The following is a 13,706-nucleotide window of genomic DNA, read 5'->3' on the forward strand; positions in this document are numbered from 1 at the left end:
CGGAAACCCTCTGGCCCTGCGCCGCGCCTTCTGCTCTAACCCCCGGCGCCCGTTTCCCGAAAAGGCCGAATGATGGAAGCCCGCCGCCACAGCGCCCTCAAGGATTCGATCCGCTCGATTCCGGATTACCCGAAGCCGGGCATCGTCTTCCGCGACATCACCACGCTGCTCAGCGACCCGCGCTCCTTCCGCCGGGCGGTGGATTCCCTGGTGCATCCCTTCGCGGGCGGGCGGATCGATCAGGTGGCGGGTATCGAGGCGCGCGGCTTCATCCTCGGGGGAGCCGTGGCGCATCAGCTCTCCTCGGGCTTCGTGCCGATCCGCAAGAAGGGCAAGCTGCCCCACAAGACCGTCTCGACGGCCTATGCCCTCGAATACGGCACCGACGAGATCGAGATCCACGTGGACGCGATCCGCGAGGGCGACCGGGTCATCCTGGTGGACGATCTCATCGCCACCGGCGGCACCGCCACGGCCGCGGTGAACCTGCTGCGGCAGCTCGGCGCCGAGGTGGTCGCAGCCTGCTTCGTGATCGACCTGCCGGAGATCGGGGGCGCCCAGCGCCTGCGCGACCTGGGCGTGACCGTGCGGACCCTGATGGAGTTCGAGGGGCACTGAGCCCTCGGCCGAGGACGGCGCGTCTGCGGTATCGAACCTAACGCGCGCCGGTCCCGCCTTCGTCGCACCGAGCGCGAGCGAGGCATTTCAGGGGCGCGGCCCTTTGCGAGAGAAGCGCGCGGGCCGGGTGTCGGTGATCGCGATCCCGATCCGGCCGCAGGGCGTCCGGGATCGCCCCGGTTCCGCCTCGCGATCACGACCTCCGGTTCCAGCCACCTCAGCGTCTCTGGAGGATCGAGGACAGGCCCTCGAAGCCTCGCGACCCTGCTTCGGGCCGACGCTCCGAGGCTGTTCGAGGCCCGGTTCGAAAGGCTCAGGCGGCGAGGCTCTGGAACAGGCCGCGCCCGTCCGTGCCGCCGACGAGATCCTCCACGAAGTTCTCGGGGTGCGGCATCATGCCGAGCACGTTGAGCTGGTCGGAGTAGATCCCGGCGATCCCGTTGAGCGAGCCGTTGATGTTGGCGTTCTCGGTCACGCCGCCGGCGGCATCGCAGTAGCGGAAGGCGACGCGGCCCTCGCCCTCGAGCCGGGCCAGGGTCTCCGGGTCGGCGAAGTAGTTGCCCTCGCCATGGGCCACGCAGACGTCGATCACCTGCCCCTTCGTATAGGCGGTGGTGAAGCGGGTGTCGGCACGCTCCACCCGCAGGGTCTGCCGGTGGCAGAGGAAGCGGCGGTTGACGTTGCGCATCAGCACGCCCGGCAGCAGGCCGGATTCGCACAGGATCTGGAAGCCGTTGCAGATGCCGAGCACGAGGCCGCCGCGGGCCGCGTGCGCCCGCACCGCGTCCATGGCCGCGGCCCGGCCGGCGATGGCGCCGCAGCGCAGGTAGTCGCCATAGGAGAAGCCCCCCGGGACCACCGCGAGGTCGGTGCCGGCCGGCAGCGCCGTCTCCGCATGCCAGACCTTGCTGACCTCGGCACCGGCAAGTCGGAGCGCCCGCGCGACGTCGCCGTCGCGGTTCGATCCCGGAAAGACGACGACGGCCGCGCGCATCAGGCGATCTCGATCGAGTAGTTCTCGATGACGGTGTTCGCGAGCAGCTTCTCGCAGGCAGACTTCAGAGTCGATTCTGCGGCGGCGGCGTCCTCCGTCGACAACTCGACGTCGAACACCTTGCCCTGACGCACGCTACCTACGTCTTGGATGCCGAACGAGCGCAGAGCGGCCTCGATCGCCTTGCCCTGCGGATCAAGGACGCCGGTTTTCAGCGTGACGACGATGCGTGCTTTTTTCATTGTACCCGGTGAGCTGCGGTCATCCGCGTTTCGGTTCGATCCCACGCCGATAAAGCGGATCGATGCGGCGAGCAATCGCAGGTTTGCAGACTTGCCTCGGCAAAAATCGGACGGTTGAAGCCAATCCGCGTCCAGGTTGCGCTCGGGTCGGCCCCGTAACGCTATGATTGAGAGCCGGACGCGCGCGGGCGGCTTCGGGTCAGCGGCGCGCGGCTGATTCGCGTCGGCGCAGCGGCTCGATGCTGGTCGCGCGCCGCCAGAGCTGGAGCATGATCCAGGCGGCGAGCAGGCTGAACAGCGCCATCAGCACGTGACCGATCGTGTCGCCCAGCTCGAACAGCCCGGCGAGCGCCCAGCCGGCGGAGATCGCGGCAGCGAAAACCTCGGTCCCGACCAGGACCATCAGGCTGAGCACGGTGATGAGATGGCGCGTGTTCACCGGATATCCGTCCCGTCGCGGCGCCGGGCCGCTCGATCAGTCTTCGGTAGGCACTTGCCCGATCGGGGCGGCCCACGCAACCGCCCCGAGCGCGCGCGCCCTCAGCGGGGCGCGCGCTTGGCCAGGATCCGCTGCAGGGTGCGGCGGTGCATGTTGAGGCGACGGGCCGTTTCCGAGACGTTGCGCCCGCACAGCTCGTAGACCCGCTGGATATGCTCCCAGCGCACCCGGTCGGCGGACATCGGGTTCTCGGGCGGGTCGGCGCGCTCGCCCGGCTGGGCCATCAGGGTGCCGTGGATCTCGTCGGCATCGGCCGGCTTGGCGAGATAGTCGAAGGCGCCGAGCTTCACCGCGGTCACGGCCGTGGCGATGTTGCCATAGCCGGTGAGGATCACGCCCCGTGCCTCGGGCCGGCGCTCCTTCAGCCGGGCGATCACATCGAGGCCGTTTCCGTCGCCGAGCCGCATGTCGATCACGGCGAAGGCGGGCGGCTGGGCCTCCACGGCGGAGACACCCTCGGTCACGCTCTCGGCCACCTGCACCTGGTAGCCCCGCGCCTCCATGGCCCGGGCGAGCCGGGTGGAGAAGGGTCGGTCGTCGTCGACGATCAGGAGGCTCTTGTCGGAGAAAGCCGCGAGCGGATCGCGGTCGGTCAGCACGGCCGCTTCGGTCGTGCCCGCAGCGGCGCCGGAGTGCGTCAGCATGCGACGTTCCTCTCAAGTTCGATAGTTCGCAGACCCTTATATGGGTGCGGCATCGCGTTCGGGCAGGGGCGAAAGCGGATCGTGTGCGATTCTTTCGCGCGCGAGCGTGCCCCTCTCGAAGATGGGCCGCGCCCAGGAGATCCGGGCCACGGCGCCGTGGCTGCCGGGCGTCGTCGCGTTGGAGAGGGCGAGTTGCGCCCCCGAGCGCTCGATCAGGGTCTTGGCGATGAACAGCCCGAGTCCGAGGCCGGCCCCGACCTCGTCCTTGCCCGCGCCCTTCTCGCGGCCGCGCGTGGTCACGTAGGGCTCGCCCGCCCGCAGGAGGACCTCGCTCGGGAAGCCCGGCCCGTCGTCGCGGATCTCGAGGCTCACCGTATCGGCCCCCCAGCGCGCCTCGACCACGACGCGGCTCTCGGCGAAGTCGACGGCGTTGTCGAGGATGTTGGCGAGGCCGAACATCACCCCGGGATTGCGTTGGCAGACCGGTTCCGAGCCCTCGCCCTGGTGGACCACCTCCACCGCGACGCCCAGCGCCCGCTGGGGCGCCACCAGCTCCTCGACGAGATGGTGGAAGGTGATGGTCTGCAGGAAGCTCTCGCTGCCTTCGGAATCGTCGCCCAGAGAGGTCAGCTTGGAGAGGATGCCCCGGCAGCGGTCGACCTGCTCGCGCAGGAGGTGCAGATCCTCGGCCACCGCGGCGGAGGCGGTCGGCCCGAGCTGGCGGTCGAGCTCCTTGGCCACCACCATGATGGTGCCGAGGGGCGTGCCGAGCTCGTGGGCCGCCGCCGCCGCGAGGCCATCGAGCTGCGAGAGATGCTGCTCGCGGGCCAGCACCAGCTCGGTGGCGGCGAGCGCCTGGGCGAGCTGGCGCGTCTCCTCCGCCACCCGCCAAGCATAGACGCCGGTGAAGGCCGTGCCGAGCAGGATCGCCGTCCACACCCCGGACACGTACAGAAACGGCAGCTCGATCTTGCCGTCGGCGAACCAGGGCAGCGGGCGGTGCACCAGGGCGAGCAGGGTGGCAAGGCCGATGGCGAGCAGCCCGAGGGCCAGGGTGCGCTCCGGCGGCAGGGCCGTGGCCGAGATCAGCACCGGCGCCAGGAAGAGCAGCGCGAACGGGTTCTGCAGGCCGCCCGTGAGGAAGAGCAGGGCGGCGAGCTGGATGATGTCGAAGGCGAGGAGCAGGGCGGCCGAATCGTCGCTCAGGCGGTAGCTCGCGGGGAATCGGATCCGGAGCGCGAGGTTCAGCCAGGACGAGGCCGCGATCACCAGGAAGCACCAGCCGAAGGGAAGGTTCAGGCCGAGGCCGAACTGGGCCCCGAGCACGGCGGCGCTCTGCCCGGTCAGCGCCAGCCAGCGCAGGCGCACGAAGGTGTCGAGCCGGAGATGCCGCACATCGCGGAGATCGGCTCTGGAATTCATGTCGATCATCGAGAGGGCAACGATAGGGCCGGTGCGTCGGGAATCCATCCCGCAGCCGTGACAACCTGCGGCCGGGCCTGTGCGCGGGCATCACGCAGTTGCAACTTTCGCGTGCTTTTAGGCAGGATAATGCCTGTTTTGATCGACATTCCGTGACAGGATGGCGCGTTCGAAAGAGGGATTGTTCTGGAAGCGTACATGTTCGAGCGCGAATACTGTATTGAACGCGCAAGAATCGCAGCTGGAGAGGACTGCGTCATGGATCTGGCCTACGCTTGGTACGAGGCGGCGCACGCGATGCTGACGCCGGCGCGTTTCGCCGCGGACATGACGAAGCACGCCCTGGAGAACCCGGCCAACCCCCTCTCGTATTCCCCCTACGCGCGCTCGGCCCATGCCGGCTGCGAGATGTTCGAGCGTGTCACCCGGCGCTACGGCAAGCCGGCCTTCGGCCTCGACTTCACCGTGGTCGATGGGCGCGAGGTGCCCGTCTCCGAGCGGGTGGTCTGGTCGCGGCCTTTCTGCCGGGTCGTCACCTTCGACCGCGGCTTCGTGTGCGGGCCGTCCGAGCCGCAGCCCAAGCTCCTCATCGTCGCGCCGATGTCCGGCCACTACGCCACGCTGCTGCGCGGCACCGTCGAAGCGATGCTGCCCAATCACCAGGTTTTCATCACGGACTGGGCGGATGCGCGCATGGTGCCCGTGGTCGCGGGGAACTTCGACCTCGACACCTATATCGACTACCTCAAGGCGATGTACCGCGACCTCGGGCCGGACCTGCACGTCATGGCCGTGTGCCAGCCGGCGGTCCCGGTGATCGCGGCCGTGGCGCGGATGGAGGCCGAGGGCAGCCCCTTCGTGCCGGTCTCGATGACCCTGATGGGCGGCCCCATCGACACGCGCCGCTCCCCGACCGCCGTGAACTGCCTCGCCCAGGCGCGGGGCATGGACTGGTTCGAGCGCAATTGCATCACGATCGTGCCGCCGATCTATCCGGGCATGTTCCGCAGCGTCTATCCGGGCTTCTTGCAGCTCTCGGGCTTCATGGCGATGAATCTCGACCGCCATGTCACGGCCCACACCGACATGTTCCATCACCTGGTCACTGGCGACGGCGACTCGGCCGAGAAGCACCGCGAGTTCTACGACGAGTATCTCGCGGTGATGGATCTGACCGCGGAGTTCTACCTCCAGACGGTGCAGACGGTCTTCGTCGACCACGCTCTGCCCCGGGGCACGATGCGCCACCGCGGCGAGCGGGTCGACCTCAAGGCGATCCGGCGCTGCGCCATCCTCGCCGTCGAGGGCGAGAACGACGACATTTCCGGGGTCGGCCAGACCAAGGCGGCCCTCGACCTCACGCCGAACCTGACGATCTCGCGCAAGGCCTATCACCTGCAATCGGGGGTTGGGCATTACGGCGTGTTCAACGGCTCCCGCTTCCGCACGGTCATTGCCCCCCGCATCGCCCGCTTCATGCGCGAGATGCAGGCGGGGCAGGGCGGATCCGCCAGCTACCTGCGCGAGGTGAGCTGATGCGTGGCGGTCGCGGTCCTGCCGAAAGGACCTGTCGCGGGGTGGGTCGGCATCCCGGAAGACTGGCCGTCTCCGCGGACGAAGACTAAGCTTAAGCCCATGAGACTCGCGCTGCTGCGTCGGCCGGATCCCGAGCATCTGGAGATCCGGCATGAGGGGGAGATTCTGCGCGTCGCGTTGCGTCGGCGGCCGACGGCCCGGCGCCTGACCCTGCGTGTTTCCAATGCGACGGGCGAGGCCATCCTCACCCTGCCGTTGCGGACCTCGATCGCCACGGCGCAGAAATTCGCGGCGGGTCATGGCGGATGGATCGCTACGCGCCTCGCCAAGGTCCCGAGCCGGGTGCCGTTCGAGGCGGAGGCCCTGGTGCCGTTCCGCGGCGTCCCCCATCGAATCCTGCACGTCGCCGCGGGGCGCGGTCTGACGCGCCCCGCCCTCGGTGAGAGCGGCGAGCCGGTGCTGGCGGTGGCCTGCGAGGCGCCGCATCTGGCGCGCCGGGTTCGTGACTTCCTGCAGCGGGAGGCGCGCAAGGATCTGCTGGAGGCCGTGGCAAAATACGCCGACCGCCTCGGCGAGCGGCCCAAGCGCGTCACCCTGCGGGACACGCGCAGCCGCTGGGGTTCCTGCACGGCCCGGGGCGAGCTCAACTTCTCCTGGCGGCTGATCATGGCGCCACCGGTGGTGCTCGACTACCTCGTCGCGCACGAGATGGCCCACCTGCGCGAGATGAACCATTCCCCGCGCTTCTGGGCCCTCACCAACGCCCTCTGCCCCGATGTCGACGAGGCAGAGGCCTGGCTGAAGCGCCATGGCGCGGAGCTGCACCGCTACGGGTGAGGCCGGGGCGGCTCGATCGGATCGGCTCCGGCCAGCGTCACCCCCGACCTCCTCTCGGCGCGGCGCGGGGGAGCGTTCAGCCCTTGGTGCGCAGCACTCGGGTGCGAACCGCGTCCTGTGCCGGCCAGACCGGGCGGGGATCGACCGCGCCGGGTCTCATGGTCCGGGGGGCGACGTTGTCGCAGATCTCGCGCTGGCGCACGATCACGAACTGGCCCGAGCTGGTGTCGCGACGGCGCACGAAACCGCCCTCCTGGCAAAAGCCGGCGATGGCCGCCGCGCTGCCGCGCCGGCGTCCATAGGGATTCTGGGCGATGGGGGGATGCTCGATGATCAGCGGCGCCTGATGGTTCAGGGAGCGCTCCACATAGGTCGTGGTCTCTTCCGGAGGCAGATACTGGTACTCCTCCACGGGAAGGGCGATGGCGAAGGCCTGGCTTGTGCCGAAGGCAAGGACGGCAGCGGCGAGCACGGGGCTGCGGAGCATGGAGAGGGATCCCACGGAGCGGTTGTGCTGCAAATTAGGGCCAGCTTGGCGCGAGAGGAAGCCTGACCGACACATCCATGCCGCGATTGCTTGACACCCGGGCATACGCATGGTCGGAACGCCGGCCATTCGGGCGGTGCGAAAGGCCGGTTGGCCGGGATGCGGGAGAACGGCGCGTGAGTCGAAAAGCGGGGCTGCGGCAGGCGTTTCGCCGCGCATCGTGGGGGCTTTTCGGGCTCGTCCTGGGATCCGTGGGGCTGGCGCTCACCGGTTCCGCCGCTCAGGCGCAGGGCAGCGTGCGCAAGACCTTCGATGATTGGCAGCTGCGCTGCGAAACGCCGGCCGGCGCCAAGGCGGAGCAGTGCGCCCTCGTGCAATACGTCGCCGCCGAGGACCGGCCGAACCTCACCCTGGTGGTCATCGTGCTGAAGACGGCGGACAACCGCAACTATCTGTTGCGCGTGGTGGCGCCGCTGGGCGTGCTGCTGCCCTCGGGCCTCGGCCTGAAGATCGACCAGAACGACATCGGCCGGGCGGGCTTCGTGCGTTGCCTGACTACCGGTTGCGTCGCCGAGGTGGTGATGGACGAGGGCCTGCTGCGCTCGTTCAAGAACGGCACCCAGGCAACCTTCATCATCTTCCAGACGCCCGAGGAAGGCGTCGGCATTCCCCTGTCGATGAAGGGCTTCGCGGCCGGATTCGACTCGCTGAAGTGATCGCGTACGGCCTGTGAGGATGGAACGGGAGCGGACGATGCGCCGGGCTCTGGGAATCGCGATGGCTCTGGCCGCGGCCGCGGGGCCGCTCGGGGCGGGGAGCGCGGCGGGGCAATCGGGCAATTTCTTCAAGAACCTGTTCGAGGGCGGCGGCAACGGCGCGCCGACCCTCGCCGGCCCCCAGGCCCAGGATCCCTCGGACGTCTATTGCCCTGCGGTGGAGGTGGCCGATGGCGCGGCGGTGCTGCGCAGCGGCGGCGCCGACAGCATGAGCCTGCGCCACCAGATCGGCTTCGGCCAGCTGAGCCGCGAATGCGCCCCGGGACCGGACGGCTCGGTGCGGGTGAAGGTCGGCGTGCAGATTCGCGCGCTGCTCGGACCCGCCGGCGCCCCCGGCCGCTTCGAGGCGCCGCTGACGATCACTCTGAAATACAATGATAAGGTGCTGTCGAGCCGCAGCCGCCGGGTCGGCGTGACGATTCCCGCCAGCGCCGCCCAGGGCAGCGAGGCCGTGGTCGAGGACGGCTTCACCGTGCCCGCCGAGGCCGCGATCGGCTACGACATCGTCGTCTCCCTCTCGGGAGCCCCGGCCCGCGAGAAGCACAAGCGCACCAGCAAGGCCCGGAAGCCCGCCGCGGACGCACCGGCGCCGAGCGCGGCGGCCGACGGCGCCTCGGAATCTTCTCCGCAGTGAAGGGCCGGTCGTCGCGCGCAGCGAGGGTCGCGCCCTGACGCCGTCCGATGCCAGGGGGCCGCGCTGGGGCGGCCGGGCGGTGCCGTTTCGTCTCGAGCCGTCCGCGAACGCGCCGTTCGACCGTCGCCTCGTCATCGAGGCGGCGTTCCGCGACCGCTGGCTCGTGCTGACCTATCGCGGCGGGAGCGAGACCGCCCCCGTCCGGCCGCTGCTGCGCCTGCACCGTGCGGGCGGCGCCACGCAGGATATGGTGCTGCCGGGCGTCGTGCTGGGCGCCGCGCATTGGCTCGGCTACCTGCCCCCCGACCTCGAGGAGATCGAGCTCTGCGCCGATCCGGATCTCGTGATCGAGAGGGTCGGGCTGCGCGGCCATGGCGGCGTGCTGGTCCAGGCGCTGCTGCGCCGACCCGACCGGGCCGCCGCGGCGCTGTGGTATCGCCTCAAGGGCAACGAGCGCCGCTTCAGAGACAGCCTCCGAGGCGCCTGCGCCGTAACCCCGCTCCACCGTTGGTCCGCCTGGAAGCGGGAGCGGCTCCGGGCCCTTCCCCCCCCAACCCCCCCCACCCGTGTCGGCCTCGTCCTGCCCGTGCTGCCTGGGCAGGAGGCTCTGCTCGGGCGGACAGTGGCGAGCCTCCTCGCCCAGGACCATGGCGATTGGTCGCTGCGCATCCTGTGGGCCGCGTCGGCGGGCACGGTTCCGCTGCGCTCTGGAGATCCCCGCATCGCCCACGCGCCGTGGGACGATACAATCCCGCTCGCGGAGGCATTTCCGAAGGGCGAGGCTGCCGGCTTGCTCCTGCCCGGTGCCTGCCTGACGCCGGATGCCCTCGCAAGACTAGCTGCGGCTTTGCCGCCGGACTTGGCGCTGGCCTATGCCGACGAGGAGGTGGGGGGCGTGCCCCGGCTGAAACCGGATTGGTCGCCGGATCTCGCGCGCGCCACCGCCTATCCTGGCGAGCCGATGCTGGTTTCGGCTGCTCTGCTCGCCCGCATCGGCGACGCGCCGGCCGGAGCCTTCGCCGGTTTCTCCGAGCGCTTCGCGTTTGCCGTTTGCTGCGCGGCGGAAAGCGGGGTGCATCTGCCGCGCTTGCTCCGCCAAGGTCCCGAGCGGCCCCCCTCTTCTGCCGCAGAGCGCGCCCGATACCTCGAAGCGGCGCTCGCCGCGCAGGGCTCGGCCGCCCTCCCGCGGATCGTCGGGAACGGGCTTGATCTGCAATGGCCGGTGCCCGATCCGCTGCCTCTCGTCAGCGTCATCATTCCCTCGAAGGATCGCCCCGAGCTGATCGGCAAGGCCGTCGAGGGCGTCCTGAAGGCAACCGACTATCCGGCGATTGAACTGATCGTCGTCGACAACGATTCGACCGATCCCGCGGTACTGCGGTTTTACGAAGGGCTGCAGGCTGATCCGCGGGTGCGGATCGAGTCCTATCCGCGGCCCTTCAACTTCTCGGCCATGGTGAACCGGGGGGCCGGGGTCGCGCAGGGTAAGATCCTGCTGCTGCTCAACAACGACGTGGCCGTGCTCTCGCCGGGCTGGCTCACGGAGATGGTGCGACAGGCGTGCCGGCCGGAGGTCGGTGCCGTGGGCGCGATGCTCTTTTATGGGGATGGCCGCATCCAGCATGCGGGCGTGGTAGTCGGCCTCGGCGGCGAGGCGGGGCATATCCTGCGCCGCCGGCCCGGCGACACGTCCGGTCATATCGGACGCCTGCTGGTGGCGCACGAGGTCTCGGCCGTCACCGCGGCTTGCCTGGCGATCTCGGCGAGAAAGTATAGGGCTATCGGTGGCTTCGACGAGGACGCTTTTGCCGTAGACTTTAATGACGTGGATTTCTGCCTGCGCCTCGGTGCGGCAGGCTGGAAGACGGTCTGGACGCCGCATGCTGTTCTCGCCCATCTCGAATCAGTGAGCCGGGGTTCACCGAGGGGTGAGGCTCGGACGCGCTTCGAGCGCGAGGCCGCGACCTTCGCCGCGCGCTGGCGAGACACGATCCGGCACGATCCGTTCTATCACCCCGCCCTCTCGCTCACGACCTTCGGCGAAGCGCTCGAATGAGCTCGGATGATGCAGCGCTCGATGCTCTCGCCTTCCTACGTCGACGGCCGAAGCGGCTGAAGGCTTGGAGAGGGCTTCTGCATCATCCCCGCCAGACGGCCCGGATCGCCGGCTGGTGGCTTTCCGGCAAGCGGCTCCGGGCGCGTCAAGCACTCGCCGCCCTCGTCGGCCTCGACCATCGTCTCACTTATCTCGGCCCCTTGCCTCCAGAGGAATCCCAGGATGCCTTGGCTCGCCTAGGCATCGCCTGCCTAGAGCCACGCAATTTATCGGTGGGGGGGGATGCGCCGCTGATCCTGCTCACCGCGCCGGGCCATCGGCCGATGGCTGGTGCGGCGGCGGCCATCGCTGCCGTATTCGCTGCCGATCCCGGTCTCCATGCCCTCTACGGCGATGCGCTATTCCAGGAGAAGGAGGGGGAGCCCATCATCCCGATCCTGCGCCCCGCCTTCGACCCGATCTATCTGCGCCAGCTCGACTATGTCGGTCCGGTCCTCGCGCTGCGACGTGTGAGCCTTGAAGGCGTGGAAGCGGATCTCGTTCCCGGCGCCGAGCCCCTCGATCTGCTCCTGCGTCTCGAGTGCTTGTACGGCGCGCACGCCATCCGCCACTTGCCGCGTTTCCTCTCGCATTGGCGGCCCGCTCGGGGAGGGGGGGAGGGCCCACGGCAGGCACGTCTGAGCGCCGTCCGCCGCAATCTCGCCGAAGCAGGGGAGGGGAGCAGCGCCACCCTCGGTCGCAACGGCACCATCCGCATCTTGCATCCACTACCCGAGCCGCTGCCTCGGGTCAGCTTGATCGTGCCGACCCGCGATCGGCTCGACCTACTCCGGACTTGCCTCGACAGCTTGCGCGGCTGCACCGACTGGCCGGACAAGGAAATCCTGATCTGCGACAATGGCAGTCAGGCACCGGAGACGCTTGCTTATTTCCGCGCCCTCGAATCGGAGGGCGCAGCGCGCATCCTTGCTTGTCCCGGCCCCTTCGACTTCGCGGGCATGAACAACCGGGCCGCCTTGCAAGCCAGCGGCAGCGTGCTCGCCTTCGTGAACAACGACGTCGAGGCCTTCGCGCCCGATTGGCTCGCCCTTATGGTTCGCGAAGCCCTGCGCCCTAGGATCGGCGCGGTCGGCGCGAAGTTGCTCGACCGGGAGGGTCGCATCCAACATGGCGGCATCGTGCTCGGCACGGGCGGCTTGGTGACCCACGCCTATCGCCACTTTCCCGGAGATACGGCGGGCTATCTGGGCGCGCTGCAGGTGACCCACGCTGTCTCGGCCGTCACTGCCGCCTGCCTCGTGGTGGAGGCCAAGAAATTCCATGCGGTCGGCGGCTTCGATGCAAAGCGCTTTGCCGTCGACTTCAATGACGTCGATCTCTGCCTACGGCTCGCTGCGGCTGGCCACCATTCCCTGCTGGTGCCAGAGGCTGTGCTCCATCACCGCGAGGCCGCGAGCCGGTGCCGGGACGCGGCCAGCGAGGTCCGTCACGCGGTGGAGATCGCTGCCTTGAAAGAACGATGGGGGCCGCTGCTCGTGCAGGACCCCCATTATCATCCGGGTTTCGATCCCGGCCTCTCGACTCATGCTCGTTTGGCGCGAGGCTGGACCGGGCTCGCGCCTGTGCCACCACGCTAGCGCGAGGCTATCCGGTCACTGCACGAGGCGCGGGCCGCCGGTCTGCACCTTCTCGTTCTCGGACATGATGCCGAGGCGCTTGGCGACCTCCGTATAGGCTTCGATCAGGCCGCCGAGATCCTTGCGGAAGCGGTCCTTGTCGAGCTTGTCCTGGCTCTTGATGTCCCAGAGCCGGCAGGAATCCGGAGAGATCTCGTCGGCCACCACGATGCGCATCAGGTCACCTTCCCAGAGGCGCCCGGTCTCCATCTTGAAGTCCACGAGGCGGATGCCGACGCCGAGGAAGAGGCCAGACAGGAAGTCGTTGACCCGGATGGCAAGCGCCATGATGTCGTCGATCTCCTGGGGCGTCGCCCAGCCGAAGGCGGTGATGTGCTCCTCCGACACCATCGGGTCGTTGAGCTGGTCGTTCTTGTAGTAGAACTCGATGATCGAGCGCGGTAGCTGGGTGCCTTCCTCAAGGCCGAGACGTGTCGCCAACGAGCCCGCTGCCACGTTGCGCACCACCACCTCGAGCGGGATGATCTCGACCTCACGGATGAGCTGCTCGCGCATGTTCAGCCGGCGGATGAAGTGCGTCGGGACGCCGATATCGTTGAGGTGCTGGAAAACGAACTCGGAGATCCGGTTGTTCAGCACGCCCTTGCCGTCGATCACCTCGTGCTTCTTGGCGTTGAACGCGGTCGCGTCGTCCTTGAAGTGCTGGATCAGCGTCCCCGGCTCCGGCCCCTCATAGAGGACCTTCGCCTTGCCCTCGTAGATGCGACGGCGGCGGTTCATAGGCGTGTACCGTGGTTTGAGGAAGTCCATGAGGCCGTGGCTCCTTGCGGGACTGGCGTTCGAGCGGGATCCGCGGCGCGGGCGACCCGGACGGGGTCGGGCAGCGGGGATCCGTCGTGCCCGAAGGACCCCGGCGACCGGCGGTCAAACTACCCGAAGCGGGGTGTCAGCACAACGCGTTAGCCCCTCTCGGCGGGCGTGGCAGCCTTGCCGCCGCATGGGCGGGCGATGCGCGCGTCGACATGACCGTCAGGTCGGGATGGGGGAGCCGAAGTTCAACTGCCTCCAGCCGAAGGCGCGAGCCCGGTGGTTTTAGACGGGTAGCGGCACAGATCCTCGATCGGACAGCTCGGGCATTCCGGCCGACGCGCCTTGCAGATGTAGCGCCCGTGCAGGATCAGCCAGTGATGCGCGTGCAGCAGGAAGTTCTCCGGCACCCTTGCTTCGAGTCCCGCCTGCACCTTGTCCGTGGTCGAGGCCATGAACAGCGGTATCCGGTTCGAGACGCGGAAGATGTGGGTGTCCACCGCGATCCGCGGCACGC

At 68.9% G+C, this 13,706-nt stretch carries 15 protein-coding genes (1 of these 15 cut by a window edge); 7 read left to right on the top strand and 8 right to left on the bottom strand.

Going from position 1 to position 13,706, the window contains the following annotated elements; translation table 11 throughout:
- Positions 1–72 precede the first annotated feature (72 nt).
- Entirely contained in the window at positions 73–618 is a 546-nt protein-coding gene (locus MMB17_RS12410) for an adenine phosphoribosyltransferase (protein WP_238311757.1), read from the top strand.
- 313 nt (positions 619–931) lie between these two features.
- On the opposite strand, the gene purQ is transcribed toward MMB17_RS12410, so the two are convergent.
- The 5 genes from purQ to MMB17_RS12435 all read right to left on the bottom strand — a co-directional run bounded on the left by purQ (position 932) and on the right by MMB17_RS12435 (position 4,428).
- Complete coding sequence (gene purQ, locus MMB17_RS12415) at positions 932–1,612, bottom strand: phosphoribosylformylglycinamidine synthase subunit PurQ (RefSeq protein ID WP_241098966.1); 681 nt, start codon at positions 1,610–1,612, stop codon at positions 932–934.
- Positions 1,612–1,854, bottom strand: a complete 243-nt coding sequence (purS, locus tag MMB17_RS12420) for a phosphoribosylformylglycinamidine synthase subunit PurS (RefSeq protein ID WP_238311756.1) — start codon at positions 1,852–1,854, stop codon at positions 1,612–1,614. The genes purQ and purS overlap by 1 nt, the downstream gene beginning before the upstream one ends.
- 199 nt (positions 1,855–2,053) lie before the next feature.
- Positions 2,054–2,293: a hypothetical protein gene (locus MMB17_RS12425; RefSeq protein WP_238311513.1), complete on the bottom strand. Its 240-nt coding sequence runs from the start codon at positions 2,291–2,293 to the stop codon at positions 2,054–2,056.
- A 101-nt stretch (positions 2,294–2,394) separates the two neighbouring features.
- Complete coding sequence (locus MMB17_RS12430) at positions 2,395–2,997, bottom strand: ActR/PrrA/RegA family redox response regulator transcription factor (protein WP_238311512.1); 603 nt, start codon at positions 2,995–2,997, stop codon at positions 2,395–2,397.
- A gap of 36 nt (positions 2,998–3,033) precedes the next feature.
- Positions 3,034–4,428 (bottom strand): ActS/PrrB/RegB family redox-sensitive histidine kinase, encoded by a 1,395-nt coding sequence (locus MMB17_RS12435; RefSeq protein ID WP_241102183.1) that lies wholly within the window; start codon positions 4,426–4,428, stop codon positions 3,034–3,036.
- A 249-nt stretch (positions 4,429–4,677) separates the two neighbouring features.
- On the opposite strand from MMB17_RS12435, the gene MMB17_RS12440 reads away from it, so the two are divergent.
- Together MMB17_RS12440 and MMB17_RS12445 are read left to right on the top strand one after the other, a co-directional pair.
- Complete coding sequence (locus MMB17_RS12440; RefSeq protein WP_241098967.1) at positions 4,678–5,955, top strand: polyhydroxyalkanoate depolymerase; 1,278 nt, start codon at positions 4,678–4,680, stop codon at positions 5,953–5,955.
- 99 nt (positions 5,956–6,054) lie between these two features.
- On the top strand, positions 6,055–6,792 hold the full coding sequence (locus tag MMB17_RS12445; RefSeq protein ID WP_241098968.1) for a M48 family metallopeptidase: 738 nt from the start codon (positions 6,055–6,057) through the stop codon (positions 6,790–6,792).
- A gap of 76 nt (positions 6,793–6,868) precedes the next feature.
- Here the strand turns inward: MMB17_RS12445 and MMB17_RS12450 are convergent, their stop codons facing one another.
- Positions 6,869–7,279 carry a hypothetical protein gene (locus tag MMB17_RS12450; protein ID WP_241098969.1) on the bottom strand — a complete coding sequence of 137 codons (411 nt, stop codon included), beginning with the start codon at positions 7,277–7,279 and terminating at the stop codon, positions 6,869–6,871.
- Positions 7,280–7,521: 242 nt separating this feature from the next.
- Between MMB17_RS12450 and MMB17_RS12455 the strand changes: the two genes are divergently transcribed.
- The 4 genes from MMB17_RS12455 (at position 7,522) to MMB17_RS12470 (ending at position 12,382) form a co-directional block, all read left to right on the top strand.
- Complete coding sequence (locus MMB17_RS12455) at positions 7,522–7,995, top strand: invasion associated locus B family protein (protein ID WP_238311755.1); 474 nt, start codon at positions 7,522–7,524, stop codon at positions 7,993–7,995.
- 37 nt (positions 7,996–8,032) lie between these two features.
- Complete coding sequence (locus MMB17_RS12460) at positions 8,033–8,689, top strand: hypothetical protein (RefSeq protein WP_241098970.1); 657 nt, start codon at positions 8,033–8,035, stop codon at positions 8,687–8,689.
- Between the two features lie 247 nt (positions 8,690–8,936).
- Complete coding sequence (locus MMB17_RS12465) at positions 8,937–10,745, top strand: glycosyltransferase family 2 protein (RefSeq protein ID WP_241102184.1); 1,809 nt, start codon at positions 8,937–8,939, stop codon at positions 10,743–10,745.
- Positions 10,742–12,382, top strand: coding sequence for a glycosyltransferase family 2 protein (locus MMB17_RS12470; RefSeq protein ID WP_241098971.1), 1,641 nt, complete (start codon positions 10,742–10,744; stop codon positions 12,380–12,382). Before MMB17_RS12465 ends, MMB17_RS12470 begins: the two co-directional genes overlap by 4 nt.
- A 15-nt stretch (positions 12,383–12,397) precedes the next feature.
- On the opposite strand, the gene purC is transcribed toward MMB17_RS12470, so the two are convergent.
- Together purC and nth are read right to left on the bottom strand one after the other, a co-directional pair.
- Positions 12,398–13,192 carry a phosphoribosylaminoimidazolesuccinocarboxamide synthase gene (purC, locus tag MMB17_RS12475; RefSeq protein ID WP_238311505.1) on the bottom strand — a complete coding sequence of 265 codons (795 nt, stop codon included), beginning with the start codon at positions 13,190–13,192 and terminating at the stop codon, positions 12,398–12,400.
- A gap of 245 nt (positions 13,193–13,437) precedes the next feature.
- Positions 13,438–13,706: the 3' end of an endonuclease III gene (nth, locus tag MMB17_RS12480; RefSeq protein WP_241098972.1), read on the bottom strand. 532 nt of this gene lie beyond the right edge of the window; the window shows 269 of its 801 coding nt (coding positions 533–801); the start codon falls outside the window, past its right edge; its stop codon occupies positions 13,438–13,440.

The sequence above is a fragment of the Methylobacterium organophilum genome, from assembly GCF_022533465.1.
GTDB classification, from domain to species: domain Bacteria; phylum Pseudomonadota; class Alphaproteobacteria; order Rhizobiales; family Beijerinckiaceae; genus Methylobacterium; species Methylobacterium organophilum.

Bases quoted from the DNA above. Each gene is read 5' to 3' on its own strand.
- MMB17_RS12450 (WP_241098969.1), bottom strand. From the start codon at position 7,279: ATGCTCCGCAGCCCCGTGCTCGCCGCTGCCGTCCTTGCCTTCGGCACA.
- purC (WP_238311505.1), bottom strand. From the start codon at position 13,192: ATGGACTTCCTCAAACCACGGTACACGCCTATGAACCGCCGCCGTCGC.
- MMB17_RS12460 (WP_241098970.1), top strand. From the start codon at position 8,033: ATGCGCCGGGCTCTGGGAATCGCGATGGCTCTGGCCGCGGCCGCGGGG.
- MMB17_RS12470 (WP_241098971.1), top strand. From the start codon at position 10,742: ATGAGCTCGGATGATGCAGCGCTCGATGCTCTCGCCTTCCTACGTCGA.
- MMB17_RS12430 (WP_238311512.1), bottom strand. From the start codon at position 2,997: ATGCTGACGCACTCCGGCGCCGCTGCGGGCACGACCGAAGCGGCCGTG.
- MMB17_RS12435 (WP_241102183.1), bottom strand. From the start codon at position 4,428: ATGATCGACATGAATTCCAGAGCCGATCTCCGCGATGTGCGGCATCTC.
- purS (WP_238311756.1), bottom strand. From the start codon at position 1,854: ATGAAAAAAGCACGCATCGTCGTCACGCTGAAAACCGGCGTCCTTGAT.
- MMB17_RS12440 (WP_241098967.1), top strand. From the start codon at position 4,678: ATGGATCTGGCCTACGCTTGGTACGAGGCGGCGCACGCGATGCTGACG.
- purQ (WP_241098966.1), bottom strand. From the start codon at position 1,612: ATGCGCGCGGCCGTCGTCGTCTTTCCGGGATCGAACCGCGACGGCGAC.
- MMB17_RS12445 (WP_241098968.1), top strand. From the start codon at position 6,055: ATGAGACTCGCGCTGCTGCGTCGGCCGGATCCCGAGCATCTGGAGATC.
- MMB17_RS12465 (WP_241102184.1), top strand. From the start codon at position 8,937: ATGGTGCTGCCGGGCGTCGTGCTGGGCGCCGCGCATTGGCTCGGCTAC.
- MMB17_RS12410 (WP_238311757.1), top strand. From the start codon at position 73: ATGGAAGCCCGCCGCCACAGCGCCCTCAAGGATTCGATCCGCTCGATT.